The following is a 13,651-nucleotide window of genomic DNA, read 5'->3' on the forward strand; positions in this document are numbered from 1 at the left end:
AGTATTACAAGGGTTTTGTCTCTATTCTTTCATGCAATATTCAGGTTAAGGTTTTCTTATAACGGCTCACCGGACTAGTTTCATTTTTTCTTACATAAAAATATTCATCATCTTCAGGCATTCTAATGCCAATAGGTATATAATCTGGGTTAATACATGGGGTATTAGGAATTTGACTAAAACAGTTATAGTCAATTGATGAGAAGTTGGGGACGTTGTCCATAGTACCCTACAATTTTTGTAAAGATGGTATTAGGATAGAAAAAAGTTTTTGTTTGGGAGGTATTAATAATGTGGATATTAACTGCGTTATGGCTGTTGTAGATTGATAAAAAGCATTTTTGATATGATCAAAGCCATAGGTAAATAATGAAAACAATTGTCTTTCAATGGTTTTGTACCGTTTTATTCGGATGGGATTTAAGGCATTTTGTATTATTCCATTTTTGACTATTAAAGCTGAAGCAATAGCAGTTATCACTAATAATTTTTCAAATCTATCCAATTTTACAATGTGACTTTTTTCAATATCAAAACCACCGCTTTTTAGGTGCAAAAATAGTCGTTCAACACTCCAACAAAATTTATATAAAGCAAAAATATCTTGCTCTATTTCAATTGAAGACACCAGAACCATCAGCTCGCTCTTATCATTTCTATATGCGGTAAAATTAACCTTTCTATTCCATAATATACCACTACAAGCCCTATACTCTAAGGCTTTAACATCACTAAATATTCTTTCAATGGTTAAAGTTCTTAAACCTTTTGTAAGACGAATTTTATGATCCATTTTTAATGGAATAACAAACTTTAGATGGTTATTTATCAGAAAGTCTAACCATTCTTTATTCATAAATTCTCTATCAGCAAGCAAATATTTTATTCTTTCAACGCCAAAATTATTAATAAATTTCTGTAAAAATTCCTTCATAAATTCTGCAGAACACCCGCCACCATGCGACAAAGTCTTCCAGAATATTGGCACCGATATTTTACCAATTACCATTACTAAAACTCAATAACTAACCAGCTGAAGCTGGTAGGTTGAAGTTGCGACTAGAAGTCACGGATTTACTCTAAAGAGATATTCATTACATTATTAGGCTGATGTGCATCTGAATGATTGTTAATGTAGTTATTGATTATATCATCAGTGACATTACCACTGGTTGAGCTAAAGAAGCCCCTAGCCCAAAAGTGGCGTCCCCAGTAAGTTTTTCTAATTTCAGGAAATTCTTGCTGAATTTTATATGATGAACGTCCTTTAGCTGCTTTAACAAACTGACTAATGGATATATGAGGTGGAATTTCAGCCATAATATGGACATGATCGGCAGATAATATTCCATTGATGATTTTGATACCAAGATATTCTGCTACCTGAGCAATAATTTCTCTAATTCTAATCCTGAGGTTACCTGTGAGTACTTTGTATCGATACTTAGTAATCCAAACGATATGGAAGCGGTGGTAAAATACGGTGTGGCTAGACTTACTATAATCAGTCATATATATTATTCTCTATTCAGAGAATAATATATATGATAACATTAGTAAATTGAAATATTTTAGAACAAGGACTGAAGTCTTTTCCGGCTGAAGCCGGAGGTTTTAACCAAATTTTGGGACAATAAATTTCTGTAAAAATTCCTTCATAAATTCTGCAGAACACCCGCCACCATGCGACAAAGTCTTCCAGAATATTGGCACCGATATTTTACCAATTACCATTACTAAAAATAAAATATTAATATCGGATTTACCAAATTTCCAACTTGTCCTATCCATTGCTACGACATAATTTTTTGAAGCAAAAAAGCTTAATAGCAAATAGCCAACCTTCATATAATCAAAATTAAAATCTTTTAAAAAACGATAAATTCTATGAGTTTTTGACGTCGCTTTAGCATCACCTAAAATACCAAGTGCTAAACCTTTTTGATAAATTGAGCTGCCCGTCAGCAAACTAATTACCATACCAACCAAACATTTTAATCTTGATTTATTTCCGTCTATATATAAAATCAATTCTTGAAGTATTATATTATGCATTTTGTTATAAAAATACCTACCTTATACTACTTCACACCACTCTAAATCAACCATTCTTCTTCATCTTCTCAAAATTGTAGGGTACTATATATAGGACTCTCAGAGATTATTACTATTATAGTAATGTTTCACTTGAGTCACTACCGTACCTTTAAAGATTTTTATTTATGCTGCCTATGTCAAAGTTATAGAAAGGAATTTCCAAAACTTGTGAGCTATAGTCGTTTTGTTCAGTTAATGCCAATGAGCTTCATGCCCATGGTGTTACTGCTAAAAAGCCTATCAGGAAAACAAACTGGTCAATATTATATCGACTCTACTAAACTTCCTGCTTGCCATAATTTAAGAATTAATAGACATAAAGTATTCAAAGACATAGCAAAAAGAGGTAAGACTTCCACTGGGTGGTTCTTTGGTTGTAAGCTACATATTGTCATTAACAGTTGCGGAGAGATTATGAGTTTTTCTTTAACTCCAGGAAATGTTGATGATAGAGCAGTGGTAGAAAATTTAGTAGATAAATTACAAGGCTGGCTTTTTGGTGATCGTGGGTATATCAGTAAAAAACTCACTCAATCCCTTGCTAATCAAGGTTTAGAACTAATAACAAAAATTAAAAGTAATATGAAAGAAAGAATAATAGATCCTATTAAAAAGCGGTTTTTAAATAAAAGGTATATTATTGAAACCATTAACGATCAACTAAAAAACCTTTGTCATATAGACCATACAAGCCATAGATCTGTTATGAATTTTCAAACTAACGTATTAGCTGGACTGCTTGCCTATGTTTTTAAGCCTAATAAAATTTCTGTAGCTTTTGGAAAATTAAACAATCTCAACCTTCCTCTTACATCAAACTGAGGTTATTTATTAGAACCAATTAGCTCAGCTTCTTGGAATTGAATCAGTTCATTGCCTAGTGCTTTATTAGCACCATTTAATAAAGTTAGCTCATTTACAGTTTGTAGCCTACCATGTAATAACTGAATGACAATGATATTTTGATTATCAATAATTAAACTAGGCTCTGTGAACAAAATTTTAATTGTTTAGATTTTGAGTATTTTTAAGCGAAAATTAATAAGATTTTTGCCGGAATAGTTAGTTCTATTTCAAAAAAATCTTATAATTTGCAGCTAAAAAAGTATAAAGCTTAAATAAGACATTATTCGTAAAATGATTAAATTTGATATAAATGTAACTGGTAATTATACTTAACTTAAATGCTTAATGCAATTACCTTTTAATTGAATAATGGAGACAATAAATAAGGCGTACAAAATTTTTCTTACAAGTGAATGCCTCACAAGTTATAAATTATTTGACTAGATAATTGTTTGTTGCTATAAGCTATCTTAGAGTAATGGGGCGTAGCCAAGTGGTAAGGCAACGGTTTTTGGTATCGTCATCGGTGGTTCGAATCCATCCGCCCCAGCCATTCGGCACAATTTGCTACTTTTTGCAATTTTGTGAATGGAAAAGCCAGAACGTAATGCAGCTTACAGCCCTCGAGTGTTAGGTTCGAAAATATAAAATTTAAAAATTCCCTTTTTTCAACAATTGTCGAACCTTTAAAAGTTTCATAGGCGTTTGTGCTAATACTTATAAGGTCTGCAAGCTTCTTAGAGAGCTTATCATCTACTTTGTCATAACTCTTAATTAATTCAATTAATTCATATTGTCTTTCCTTTAATTGAGCTTTCTTATGCAAAAATTCTTCTCTAGTTAAGGTGCCATCTGCTAAGAAATCCATCAATCTATTGAGTTTATTTTGAATAACGGTATGCTCTTGTTTTAATTCGCCAACTTCAAGGTTAAATTCATAAGCCTTGCCTTGATTGACATTTATTAAATAACACCAATTCCCGAATTTAATTTAACCTGAGTTTGACGTAAGCACCAAACATAATGCTTAGCATTATGTTTGGTGCTTACGTCAAACTCAGGTTATAGTAATGTTTCACTTGAGTCACTACCGTACCTTTAAAGATTTTTATTTATGCTGCCTATGTCAAAGTTATAGAAAGGAATTTCCAAAACTTGTATAATGGTTCCAATATTTTGGACAGAAAAATAAGAAAAATGAGATAGAATTCTTTAGCAAACAAGGAGAGCTAGAGATGAAAAAACAAGTAAGGCAATATAGTGCTGAGGAGAAAGCCAAAATTGTCATAGAAGCAATTAAGGGAGAGCTAACAATAGCCCAGATAACCAGTAAGTATGGTGTTCATGCAACACAGATAAGTAACTGGAAAAAACAAGGTCTTGAGTTGTTAGTACAAGGTTTTAAGAATAAAACACAGAGTGCTGATCCAAATCAGCAGGGGTTAATCAAGAATCTATATGAGCAAATTGGTCAGTTAAGCGTTGAGTGTGACTGGCTCAAAAAAAAATCTGCATTGTTTGGAATTAAAGGTTAGGTGTAATATGATAGAGCCTAATCATAATAAGTTAACAATTGTACAACAGTGTAAGTTATTGGATATTAGCAGGTCAACCTATTACTATCAACCTACTGGTATTAGTGAACAAGATATCAAGATTATGGCAATAATTGATGAGACCTATACTATGCATCCATATTATGGTATGCGGCGGATGGCTAAATATTTACAAGCCCAAGGTTTTTCGGTAGGTCGTAAAGCTGTTAGACGTTACTACAAGATAATGGGTCTTGAAGCTGTTTATCCTAAAATAAATTTAAGCAAGAGGAATCAAGTGCATAAAATATATCCTTATTTACTAAAAGGATTAGAAATAGTATTGCCAAACCAGGTTTGGAGTGCAGATATAACGTATATAAGACTGAGCCAAGGGTTCGTATATTTAGTAGCTATTATTGACTGGTATAGTCGTTATATTCTAAGTTGGCGAATCTCCATTAGTTTGGAAAGTGAATTTTGTGTAACAGCCCTTGAAGACGCTATAGAAAAATATGGTATGCCAAAAATATTTAATACTGATCAAGGAGTACAATTTACCTCGGAGAATTTTATTAGTATGCTAAAGCTACATAATATCTTGATTAGTATGGATGGTAAGGGACGAGCCTTAGATAATATTTTTATTGAACGTTTTTGGCGATCATTAAAACAGGAAAAAATTTATCGGATTATTTTAACAACAGTAAAGGAGGCAAAGACAGCAATTAACGAATATATGGACTTTTATAATAGACAAAGGATGCATCAAGCTTTGGATTATAAAACTCCAGAATGTGTATATTTTGAAAAAAATATTGTATAAAAACAACAATTTAATTTTTGTGAATTATATCTCTATTTATCTAAATTTTTGTCTAGACAAAGGGGACCACCTTACTACTAAACTTCCTGCTTGCCATAATTTAAGAATTAATAGACATAAAGTATTCAAAGACATAGCAAAAAGAGGTAAGACTTCCACTGGGTGGTTCTTTGGTTGTAAGCTACATATTGTCATTAACAGTTGCGGAGAGATTATGAGTTTTTCTTTAACTCCAGGAAATGTTGATGATAGAGCAGTGGTGGAAAATTTAGTAGATAAATTACAAGGCTGGCTTTTTGGTGATCGTGGGTATATCAGTAAAAAACTCACTCAATCCCTTGCTAATCAAGGTTTAGAACTAATAACAAAAATTAAAAGTAATATGAAAGAAAGAATAATAGATCCTATTAAAAAGCGGTTTTTAAATAAAAGGTATATTATTGAAACCATTAACGATCAACTAAAAAACCTTTGTCATATAGACCATACAAGGCACAGATCTGTTATGAATTTTCAAACTAACGTATTAGCTGGACTGCTTGCCTATGTTTTTAAGCCTAATAAAATTTCTGTAGCTTTTGGAAAATTAAACAATCTCAACCTTCCTCTTACATCAAACTGAGGTTAGTTATATTTTAAATGAGATACATTTATACTTAAAAGAGAAAAATCATGCAACAATTTAGTTTTTATCACGCTACTGAAGGATTAGTATATAAGACAAGCTGTCTTTTAGTAGAAAAATCTTACCATAGCAATTTGAGAATTGTGGTTTTAGTTCCAGATATTGAAGTACAAGAATCACTAAATAAGATGATATGGACTTATTCTAGAAAACAGTTTATTCCGCATGGTAGTAAACTTGATCCATTACCAGAGAAGCAACCAGTCTATATTACTCATCAGTTAGAGAATCCTAATCAGGCTACCATCCTAATAATTATTGCCCCATTTGATATACAAGAAACTCTTAATAACAAAAATTTTGCACATTTTCAGAGAGTAATTATAATATACGATGCTTTAGATAATTTAAGTTTAATAATTAAAACAATAAATGAACTAACTATTGCAACACCGATAATTGATTGTTATAAACAGAGTCCAATGGGAACGTGGAGTAAGATTTAATATAGCTAACCTGATTAGTATTAGTTCGTCATTGCGAGGAGCTACTTTAGTAGCGACGAAGCAATCCGTTTCTAATCACTTTTCTGGATTGCTTCGTCGCCGCAAAGCGGTTCCTAGCAATGACGAACTAATAGTAACCTGATTAGCTATATTATTTTTTTGAAAGAACAAACAAAATTACCAACATGCAAAAATTATCATTTCAACAAATTATCATGACCTTACAAAATTATTGGCAGGATTATGGCTGTGCAATTTTACAACCATATGATGCTCACGTTGGAGCTGGCACTTTTCACCCTGCCACTGTATTACGGACTCTTGGTAAAAAACCTTGGTTTGTATCTTTTGTTCAACCTTCTCGGCGTCCTCATGATAGTAGATATGCCATGCATCCTAATAGAATGCAGCATTATTATCAATTTCAGGTTATACTAAAACCATCTCCTGACGATATACAACAACTATATTTAAAAAGCCTTGAATGTCTTGGTATAGATTTGCAAAAACATGATATTAGGTTTGTTGAAGATGATTGGGAGTCTCCTAGCCTTGGAGCTGCCGGACTTGGTTGGGAAGTATGGTGTGATGGTATGGAAGTATCGCAATTTACTTATATGCAACAAATTGGTGGTATTGATTGTCGCCCAGTGGCTGGTGAGATTACCTATGGTTTAGAGCGTCTGGCACTTTATATACAAGGTATCAATGAAGTTAAAAATATTGACTGGAATGGTCAGGTTGGAGAAAAAGCTTTAACCTATGGTGAAGTAGATTTTGCTGCTGAAAAGCAATTTTCTAAGTTTAATCTAGAATTAGCTGACACAGCAATATTATCTCAGCATTTTATTGATAGTGAAAAACAATGTAATGAATTAATTGCCGCAGATTTACCGTTACCAGCCTATGATTATTGTATTAAAGCTAGCCATCTTTTTAACCTGTTAAATGCTCGGGGAGTAATTAGCGTAACAGAGAGAGCTTCTTACATACTCAGGATACGTAACTTGGCAAAAATATGCTGTCATAAATGGTTAGAATTAGAAGATAAAGAAGAATTATATGAGTGAGTTATTATTAGAGCTTTTTAGCGAAGAGATACCAGCTTTGATGCAAAAAAATGCGGCAGAAGCTTATAAAACCATATTTACGACAATTTTGCAGGAAGGTGAGATAGTTGCTGATGTTCAGGTATTTATTGGACCTAGGCGTATTGCTATATATATTACAAAATTACCGAAATTTATACCACCAAAAGAAATTATCATAAGAGGGCCAAAAGTTTCGGCAACACAACAAGCTATAGAAGGATTTTGTCGAACAAATAATATTGAGCAAAATAAATTATCTACACTATTAGTGCAAGGGCAATTATATTATATAATAGTAAAGAGTACCGCAGAAACCGATATACGAATATTATTGCAAGAGATAATTCCTAAAGCAATTAGTAAGTATATTTGGTCAAAATCTATGTATTGGGGGAATTATGATATAAGTTGGATTAGACCGCTTAGGAATATTTTATGTATATTTGATGGTGAAATACTAGCAATTAAATATGGGCATTTGACGGCAAATAATATTACTTTTGGGCATAGATTTCTTAGTCCTGAACCGATTGTTATAGACAGTTTTTCTGAATACCAGAACAAGCTGCGGGAAAGTAATGTCATTATTGATCAACAAGAACGCAAGGAGATAATAAAAAATCAGCTATCAGAAATAACCAAGCCACTTAATTTAGTAATAAAAGATGATGAGAAATTATTAGAAGAAGTAACAGGGCTAGTAGAATTGCCAGTAGTTATGGTCGGTAAAATACCTGAGATATTTTTAACGTTACCTAGTGAAGTACTAGTTAGCTCAATGCGTACCCATCAGAAATATTTTAGTACTTTTGACCAGGCTGGTAATTTCGCCCCTTATTTTCTTTTTGTTAGCAATATGCGACATGATCAAAATATTACAGTAAGTGGTAACGAGAAAGTATTGGCTGCTAGATTATCTGATGCTTTATACTTTTATCAGCAGGATTTGTCTAATAGCTTAGAGTCTAGATTATTAAAACTTGAGCAGATAACTTTCCACGCAAAGATTGGTAGTATAAGACAAAAAACGGAGAGAATCGCTAATATTTGTAATTATATAATAGACTTCCTGGATAAGTCAGAGATAGTTGATGGATTTTTAGGAGAAACGAAGCCGAGTACCGCAGCGTACATAGACGTACGTGAGGAACGAAGGCGAGTTTCGACGACAAAATCACCAACTAGATTGACTTATCCAGGAAGTCTAATGTCAGGAAGTCAGGATTTGCAAGTAGCAGCTAGACTTTGTAAAAGCGACCTAACAACTGAAATGGTAGGAGAATTCCCCGAACTGCAAGGTATTATGGGATATTATTACGCCAAATCTGAAGGGCTAAATGATCAGATTGCCTTGGCAATAAGAGACCATTATAAACCACAAGGTCCATCGGATAGTTTACCAATGGGGGATACTGCAATATTGGCTATTGCCGATAAATTGGATAGTTTAGTAGGTTTGATATTAATAGGAGAAGAACCAAGTGGCTCAAGAGATCCTTACTCACTTAGACGACAAGCATTAGGTATTATTAGGACAATTTTAGCTAATAAACTAACTATTAATATTAAGCAATTAGTTGCGTATGTAATTCAGCTATACTCTGAAGAAAACATAACGTGTATAGCCACTAACAATTCACAAACGTCATTGCGAGAAGCTACTTTAGTAGCGACGAAGCAACCCAAAAAAATGACCAGGAATGGATTGCTTCGTCAGCTTACGCCTCCTCACAATGACGCCAATTTGTTATGGGTAAATACTAATCAGGTTAGTGATAATAAAAGTAGTCAGATAGTTTTAGAGTTTTTAGAAGAGCGAGCCAAATATTATTTCAAAAATCATTATGATCTATCGTTAATTAATGCAGTGCTTGATTTTGATATTGAAGGAGATTTAATGATTAGCGAAATAAAGCTTAGTGCTTTACAAAAGTTTCTAGCTGGATCTGAGGGTGAGAATTTATTAACTATTTACAAAAGAGCAAATAATATATTAGAAGGTAATAATATAGCAGGAGATGTTAATCAGGAGGCTTTTATTTCACAATATGAGCAACAATTATTTTTATCGTTGGAAAACGTTTCTAAGCAAATAGACATATCCATTGCCGAAAAGGATTTTACTAAAGCATTGAGAGGACTACTGGAAATGTTGAAACCTATCAACGATTTTTTTGATAATTTGATGGTTAAAAATGAAGATCGTATAATTGCTAATAATCGTTTATTGTTATTAAAAATGGTTAGACAATTATTTAATAAATTAGCAAAATTTAGTGCTTTATGATGAGGAGTCGTTTTTTGGTTCAATCGTCATTGCGAGAAGCCACTTTGGTGGCGACGAAGCAATCCATATGATAAGCTTCATGGATTGCCACGCTCACGTACGTTCGCTCGCAATGACCTTTAAGTTAGGCAATTAGGGAAAGGAGATAAATGTTGACGACAAAATTACCAACTATAGTCAATTCAGGAGAATTTGGGGCTAGGAGCGATGGAGCGACGCCTATAGGTAATAGGCGAGCGACGAGTGACAACGCCCCCAACTTCTCATCAATTGACTATAAATTGAGTTATGTAGCAAGTCTATTAGATCAGGCTGCCAAATTTATTAAATCTGGTAATATAGTAGCCTTTCCCACAGAAACAGTATACGGACTTGGAGCAGATGCTAGTAATGAGCAAGCTTGTCAGAAAATTTTTAAGGTAAAAAAGCGTCCAAGCATAAACCCTCTGATTGTTCACGTGGCAACCATGAGCCAAGCTAAAACTATCGGGGAATTTAATGCAGATGCTCTTAAATTAAGTGAAGTATTTTGGCCTGGACCTTTATCGATTGTTGTGCCATTAAAAAGTGAAGCCAATATCGCTAAATCATTATTAGCTGGACTAACAACGGTTGCACTCCGTATACCATCGCATAATATTGCTTTGGAGCTAATAAGAAAATCTGGCACATCGATAGCGGCACCTAGTGCTAACCCATCAGGTTACATTAGTGCTACTACTTTAGATCATGTAAAAGAGCATTTTTCAGGTGAGAAAGATGTTTTTATTTTAGAAGATAATTCGAGTGATTATAAGTGTCAATATGGTATAGAATCAACCATAGTAGATAGTACTACTAATAACTTAACTATTTTGCGAGACGGTTTTATTACATTGGAAGCGTTAGAGAAGGTTCTTGGTAAGAAAATATGCCCCTCAATGTCATTCATGCATAGTTGTCATCCTACTTCGGTACGGGGTCTAGATTCCCGCCTACGCGGGAATGACACAAAGGATTGTGGGAATGGGAATGACATAAAGGAACCCATGGATAACATAAAGGGGTTCAGGGATGACACTAAGGTTTCAACGTCATTTATGCAAATTAAAGCCCCAGGGATGATGAATAAACATTACTCGCCAAAAGTAAAAATGAGACTGAATGCAGAGAGTTTGGAAGCTAATGAGGTAGGTCTTAATTTTGCTAATAGTAAGCTAGAGGGCAATTTTTCGCTTAATTTAAGTTTAACTGGAGACTTAATTATCGCTGCTAGCAACTTATTTGCCAGTCTTAGAATATTGGATAATTATGCAGAATTAAATGGATTAGCAATTGCCGTTGCCTCTATACCAGAAATTGGTATCGGTGTTGCAATTAATGACAGACTTAAAAGAGCGGCAATAAAATGACCTCTATATTTACTAAATTAAAACAGGTATTAGTCAATAGTTCCAATAAAATATCTTCAGGCATTGACCAAATATTTTATAAAAAAAAACTAGATGAGCAAACTTTAAGTGAATTAGAGGAGTTGTTAATATCGGCAGATATAACTGCTTCTGTGGCAATAGAACTGGTCAATAAACTAAGAGCTATCAAATTTGATAAAGAAGTAAGTAGCTTGGTAATCAAAGAGCAGCTTGCCGACATTATCGGGCAATTATTGATCAAGGCTAGTAAAAATTTTGAATTACACGATAAAAAGCTTAATGTCATATTAGTCTGTGGCGTTAATGGTTCAGGAAAAACTACCACAATAGGTAAACTGGCTAGTATTTATCGTAAACAAGGTAAGAAAGTAGCAATTGCCGCTTGTGATACATTTAGAGCCGCCGCTGTTAACCAATTATATAGCTGGGCTGATAAAAGTGGTTCAATGTTTATCACCGGCGAAGAATCAGCTGAACCTGCTAGTGTTGCTTATCTTGCTATGCAGTCTTCCATAAAAAATGATGTGGATATATTATTTATTGATACAGCTGGTAGGTTACATAACAAGAAGAATTTGATGGAAGAACTTGCCAAAATTGTTAGGGTTATTAAGAAAATTGATGATACAGCTCCCCACCATAGTATATTAGTAATTGATGCAACTACTGGACAAAATATCTATAACCAAGTCGAGCAATTTACCGCTATTGCTAATATAACAAGTCTGATAGTTACTAAATTAGATGGTACGGCAAAAGCTGGTGTAGTGGTTGGTGTAGTACAAAAATTCGCCTTACCAGTATGTTTTTTAGGGATAGGAGAGAAGGTAGACGACCTAAAACCGTTTGACCCGGCTGCGTTTGCTAGTAGTTTAGTAGGGAATTAAATTGGCATCATTGCGGGGAGATACTTTAGAACGATGAAGCAATCCAAAAATGGATCCGAAATGGATTGCCACGACCTACTTGCGTGGTCTCGCAATGACAGATAAAGTCATTGCGAGGAGGCGTAAGCCTCCGAAGCAATCCATAACAAAAAGTCAGGTGTCACCCCTGCATAAGCAGGGGTCTAGATTCTCGCCATTGCTAAGAATGACAATAGTGGAGCTATAATGAATATTATAACAAGAGAATTATCTATTCAATCCAATTATTACAAAGAAATTTTGTCAATAATTAGACTAGGTGGTGGAGTGGCAAGGGTTGTCGGGGGAGCTGTTCGTGATGCTATCCTTAATGTTGTCAATTATGATATTGATATAGCAACCAATTTATTACCGCAGCAAGTAACAGATATTTTATCAGCAGCCAACATTAAGGTTATCCCAACTGGCATAAAATACGGTACAGTTACAGCTTTATTAAATAATGAAACATTTGAGATTACTACACTTAGAAAAGACATGAAATGTGATGGTCGGCACACGGAAGTTGTTTTTACTGACGATTTTATGGAGGATGCTGCTAGAAGAGATTTTACTATTAATGCACTAAGTTATTGTCCATTTGAGCATAAAATTTATGATTATTTTGGTGGAATAGACGATTTACAACAATCAAAAGTAATATTTATCGGACAGGTATTTGCACGAATTCAGGAAGATTTTTTACGTATCTTACGTTTTTTCCGTTTTTCCTGCTATTATGCAAGACAATTAGACCTTAATGGGTTAGATGCTTGTATTAAATTGCGAGAAAATCTCAAATTATTATCAAAAGAACGGGTAAAATGGGAAATGGACAAATTGATTATCTCAGATAATAGTCCTAATATTTTGCAACAAATGTTTGATAATGGCATATTGCAAATAATATTACCAGTTAGTAAGTTTGATAAAAAACCTTTGATGGAAGCAATTAATTGCGGCTCTTTAGAGCCTTACGCTAGATATTCACTTTTATTCTACCACATAAAGAACTTATCACTAAGTGATTTATTAAATTTAAAATTTTCTCGGCAACAAGCAAGCAAAATCATTACTATATATAGGTTTATTAATCAAGAAATCAACGAATTTACATTACGAGAAATTTGGTGGGAAACTGTAGATTATCCTGCAGATTATCTACAATGTATAAATATCTTGCTATCATTAGGCAAATTAAACAGAGCTACAGCAAATAAATTTCTAGATAGATACAAATCCAAACCACGACCAATATTTCCTATCAACGGACATGACTTGCATAAAATAAATATTCATGGTAAAGACATTGGCACAGTGATAGGTAAATTAAAAAAGTCTTGGATTGCAAGTGATTTTACGCTTAATAAGCATCAATTACTTGAATTATACTCAAATGATTTGAAGAATTAGAATAATTATCATACAATAAATTCTTAAGGCACTAAATTAGGAAAATGCTATAGTCAATTCAGGAGAATTTGGGACTAGAAGCGATGGAGCGACGCATAAGCGTTTAAG

The 13,651-nt window shown here is 33.6% G+C and carries 13 protein-coding genes, 1 tRNA gene and 3 pseudogenes; 12 read left to right on the forward strand and 5 right to left on the reverse strand.

The features are described from left to right. Positions 1–229 precede the first annotated feature (229 nt). The 3 genes from NBW66_RS06755 to NBW66_RS06765 form a co-directional block, all read right to left on the reverse strand. Positions 230–1,009: a transposase gene (locus NBW66_RS06755; protein ID WP_250312093.1), complete on the reverse strand. Its 780-nt coding sequence runs from the start codon at positions 1,007–1,009 to the stop codon at positions 230–232. Between the two features lie 65 nt (positions 1,010–1,074). Continuing rightward, positions 1,075–1,512, reverse strand: coding sequence for an IS200/IS605 family transposase (tnpA, locus tag NBW66_RS06760; RefSeq protein ID WP_250310592.1), 438 nt, complete (start codon positions 1,510–1,512; stop codon positions 1,075–1,077). A gap of 102 nt (positions 1,513–1,614) precedes the next feature. Next, positions 1,615–2,055, reverse strand: coding sequence for a hypothetical protein (locus NBW66_RS06765; protein WP_250311257.1), 441 nt, complete (start codon positions 2,053–2,055; stop codon positions 1,615–1,617). 81 nt (positions 2,056–2,136) lie between these two features. Here NBW66_RS06765 and NBW66_RS06770 point away from each other — a divergent pair. Continuing rightward, positions 2,137–2,919 (forward strand): annotated as a pseudogene (locus NBW66_RS06770) (IS982 family transposase); the annotation flags it as partial. Between the two features lie 2 nt (positions 2,920–2,921). Here the strand turns inward: NBW66_RS06770 and NBW66_RS06775 are convergent. After that, positions 2,922–3,095: a GTA baseplate fiber-binding domain-containing protein gene (locus NBW66_RS06775; RefSeq protein WP_250312095.1), complete on the reverse strand. Its 174-nt coding sequence runs from the start codon at positions 3,093–3,095 to the stop codon at positions 2,922–2,924. Between the two features lie 327 nt (positions 3,096–3,422). Between NBW66_RS06775 and NBW66_RS06780 the strand changes: the two genes are divergently transcribed. Then, a tRNA-Gln gene (locus tag NBW66_RS06780) sits at positions 3,423–3,496 on the forward strand. On the opposite strand, the gene NBW66_RS06785 is transcribed toward NBW66_RS06780, so the two are convergent. Further along, the gene (locus tag NBW66_RS06785) at positions 3,464–3,811 is read right to left on the reverse strand and encodes a hypothetical protein (protein ID WP_250312096.1); all 348 of its coding nucleotides are present in this window, start codon (positions 3,809–3,811) and stop codon (positions 3,464–3,466) included. The genes NBW66_RS06780 and NBW66_RS06785 overlap by 33 nt on opposite strands. 193 nt (positions 3,812–4,004) lie before the next feature. On the opposite strand from NBW66_RS06785, the pseudogene NBW66_RS15260 reads away from it, so the two are divergent. The 10 genes and pseudogenes from NBW66_RS15260 to NBW66_RS06830 form a co-directional block, all read left to right on the forward strand. Further along, positions 4,005–4,103, forward strand: a pseudogene (locus tag NBW66_RS15260) (IS982 family transposase); the annotation flags it as partial. Positions 4,104–4,178: 75 nt separating this feature from the next. Continuing rightward, on the forward strand, positions 4,179–4,478 hold the full coding sequence (locus NBW66_RS06790) for a transposase (protein WP_094649795.1): 300 nt from the start codon (positions 4,179–4,181) through the stop codon (positions 4,476–4,478). A gap of 7 nt (positions 4,479–4,485) precedes the next feature. Continuing rightward, on the forward strand, positions 4,486–5,304 hold the full coding sequence (locus NBW66_RS06795; protein WP_250310686.1) for an IS3 family transposase: 819 nt from the start codon (positions 4,486–4,488) through the stop codon (positions 5,302–5,304). A gap of 73 nt (positions 5,305–5,377) precedes the next feature. Further along, positions 5,378–5,926: pseudogene (locus NBW66_RS06800) on the forward strand (IS982 family transposase); the annotation flags it as partial. A gap of 50 nt (positions 5,927–5,976) precedes the next feature. Continuing rightward, on the forward strand, positions 5,977–6,435 hold the full coding sequence (locus NBW66_RS06805) for a DNA polymerase III subunit chi (RefSeq protein ID WP_250312098.1): 459 nt from the start codon (positions 5,977–5,979) through the stop codon (positions 6,433–6,435). Between the two features lie 185 nt (positions 6,436–6,620). Continuing rightward, complete coding sequence (locus NBW66_RS06810; protein WP_250312099.1) at positions 6,621–7,505, forward strand: glycine--tRNA ligase subunit alpha; 885 nt, start codon at positions 6,621–6,623, stop codon at positions 7,503–7,505. Further along, positions 7,498–9,813: a glycine--tRNA ligase subunit beta gene (gene glyS, locus NBW66_RS06815; RefSeq protein ID WP_284346739.1), complete on the forward strand. Its 2,316-nt coding sequence runs from the start codon at positions 7,498–7,500 to the stop codon at positions 9,811–9,813. The genes NBW66_RS06810 and glyS overlap by 8 nt, the downstream gene beginning before the upstream one ends. A gap of 281 nt (positions 9,814–10,094) precedes the next feature. After that, on the forward strand, positions 10,095–11,204 hold the full coding sequence (locus tag NBW66_RS06820) for an L-threonylcarbamoyladenylate synthase (protein WP_410525827.1): 1,110 nt from the start codon (positions 10,095–10,097) through the stop codon (positions 11,202–11,204). Next, positions 11,201–12,112: a signal recognition particle-docking protein FtsY gene (gene ftsY, locus NBW66_RS06825; RefSeq protein WP_250312101.1), complete on the forward strand. Its 912-nt coding sequence runs from the start codon at positions 11,201–11,203 to the stop codon at positions 12,110–12,112. Before NBW66_RS06820 ends, ftsY begins: the two co-directional genes overlap by 4 nt. A gap of 225 nt (positions 12,113–12,337) precedes the next feature. Continuing rightward, positions 12,338–13,543: a CCA tRNA nucleotidyltransferase gene (locus NBW66_RS06830; protein WP_250312102.1), complete on the forward strand. Its 1,206-nt coding sequence runs from the start codon at positions 12,338–12,340 to the stop codon at positions 13,541–13,543. Positions 13,544–13,651: the final 108 nt, after the last annotated feature.

Origin of the sequence: Rickettsia endosymbiont of Oedothorax gibbosus, assembly GCF_936269705.1 — a bacterium.
Lineage (GTDB): Bacteria > Pseudomonadota > Alphaproteobacteria > Rickettsiales > Rickettsiaceae > Tisiphia.

What these genes read in the sequence shown, in the direction of transcription:
- NBW66_RS06795 (WP_250310686.1), top strand. Translation starts at nt 4,486, where the DNA reads ATGATAGAGCCTAATCATAATAAGTTAACAATTGTACAACAGTGTAAG.
- ftsY (WP_250312101.1), top strand. Translation starts at nt 11,201, where the DNA reads ATGACCTCTATATTTACTAAATTAAAACAGGTATTAGTCAATAGTTCC.
- NBW66_RS06805 (WP_250312098.1), top strand. Translation starts at nt 5,977, where the DNA reads ATGCAACAATTTAGTTTTTATCACGCTACTGAAGGATTAGTATATAAG.
- tnpA (WP_250310592.1), bottom strand. Translation starts at nt 1,512, where the DNA reads ATGACTGATTATAGTAAGTCTAGCCACACCGTATTTTACCACCGCTTC.
- NBW66_RS06790 (WP_094649795.1), top strand. Translation starts at nt 4,179, where the DNA reads ATGAAAAAACAAGTAAGGCAATATAGTGCTGAGGAGAAAGCCAAAATT.
- NBW66_RS06810 (WP_250312099.1), top strand. Translation starts at nt 6,621, where the DNA reads ATGCAAAAATTATCATTTCAACAAATTATCATGACCTTACAAAATTAT.
- glyS (WP_284346739.1), top strand. Translation starts at nt 7,498, where the DNA reads ATGAGTGAGTTATTATTAGAGCTTTTTAGCGAAGAGATACCAGCTTTG.
- NBW66_RS06755 (WP_250312093.1), bottom strand. Translation starts at nt 1,009, where the DNA reads ATGGTAATTGGTAAAATATCGGTGCCAATATTCTGGAAGACTTTGTCG.
- NBW66_RS06830 (WP_250312102.1), top strand. Translation starts at nt 12,338, where the DNA reads ATGAATATTATAACAAGAGAATTATCTATTCAATCCAATTATTACAAA.
- NBW66_RS06765 (WP_250311257.1), bottom strand. Translation starts at nt 2,055, where the DNA reads ATGCATAATATAATACTTCAAGAATTGATTTTATATATAGACGGAAAT.
- NBW66_RS06785 (WP_250312096.1), bottom strand. Translation starts at nt 3,811, where the DNA reads ATGGATTTCTTAGCAGATGGCACCTTAACTAGAGAAGAATTTTTGCAT.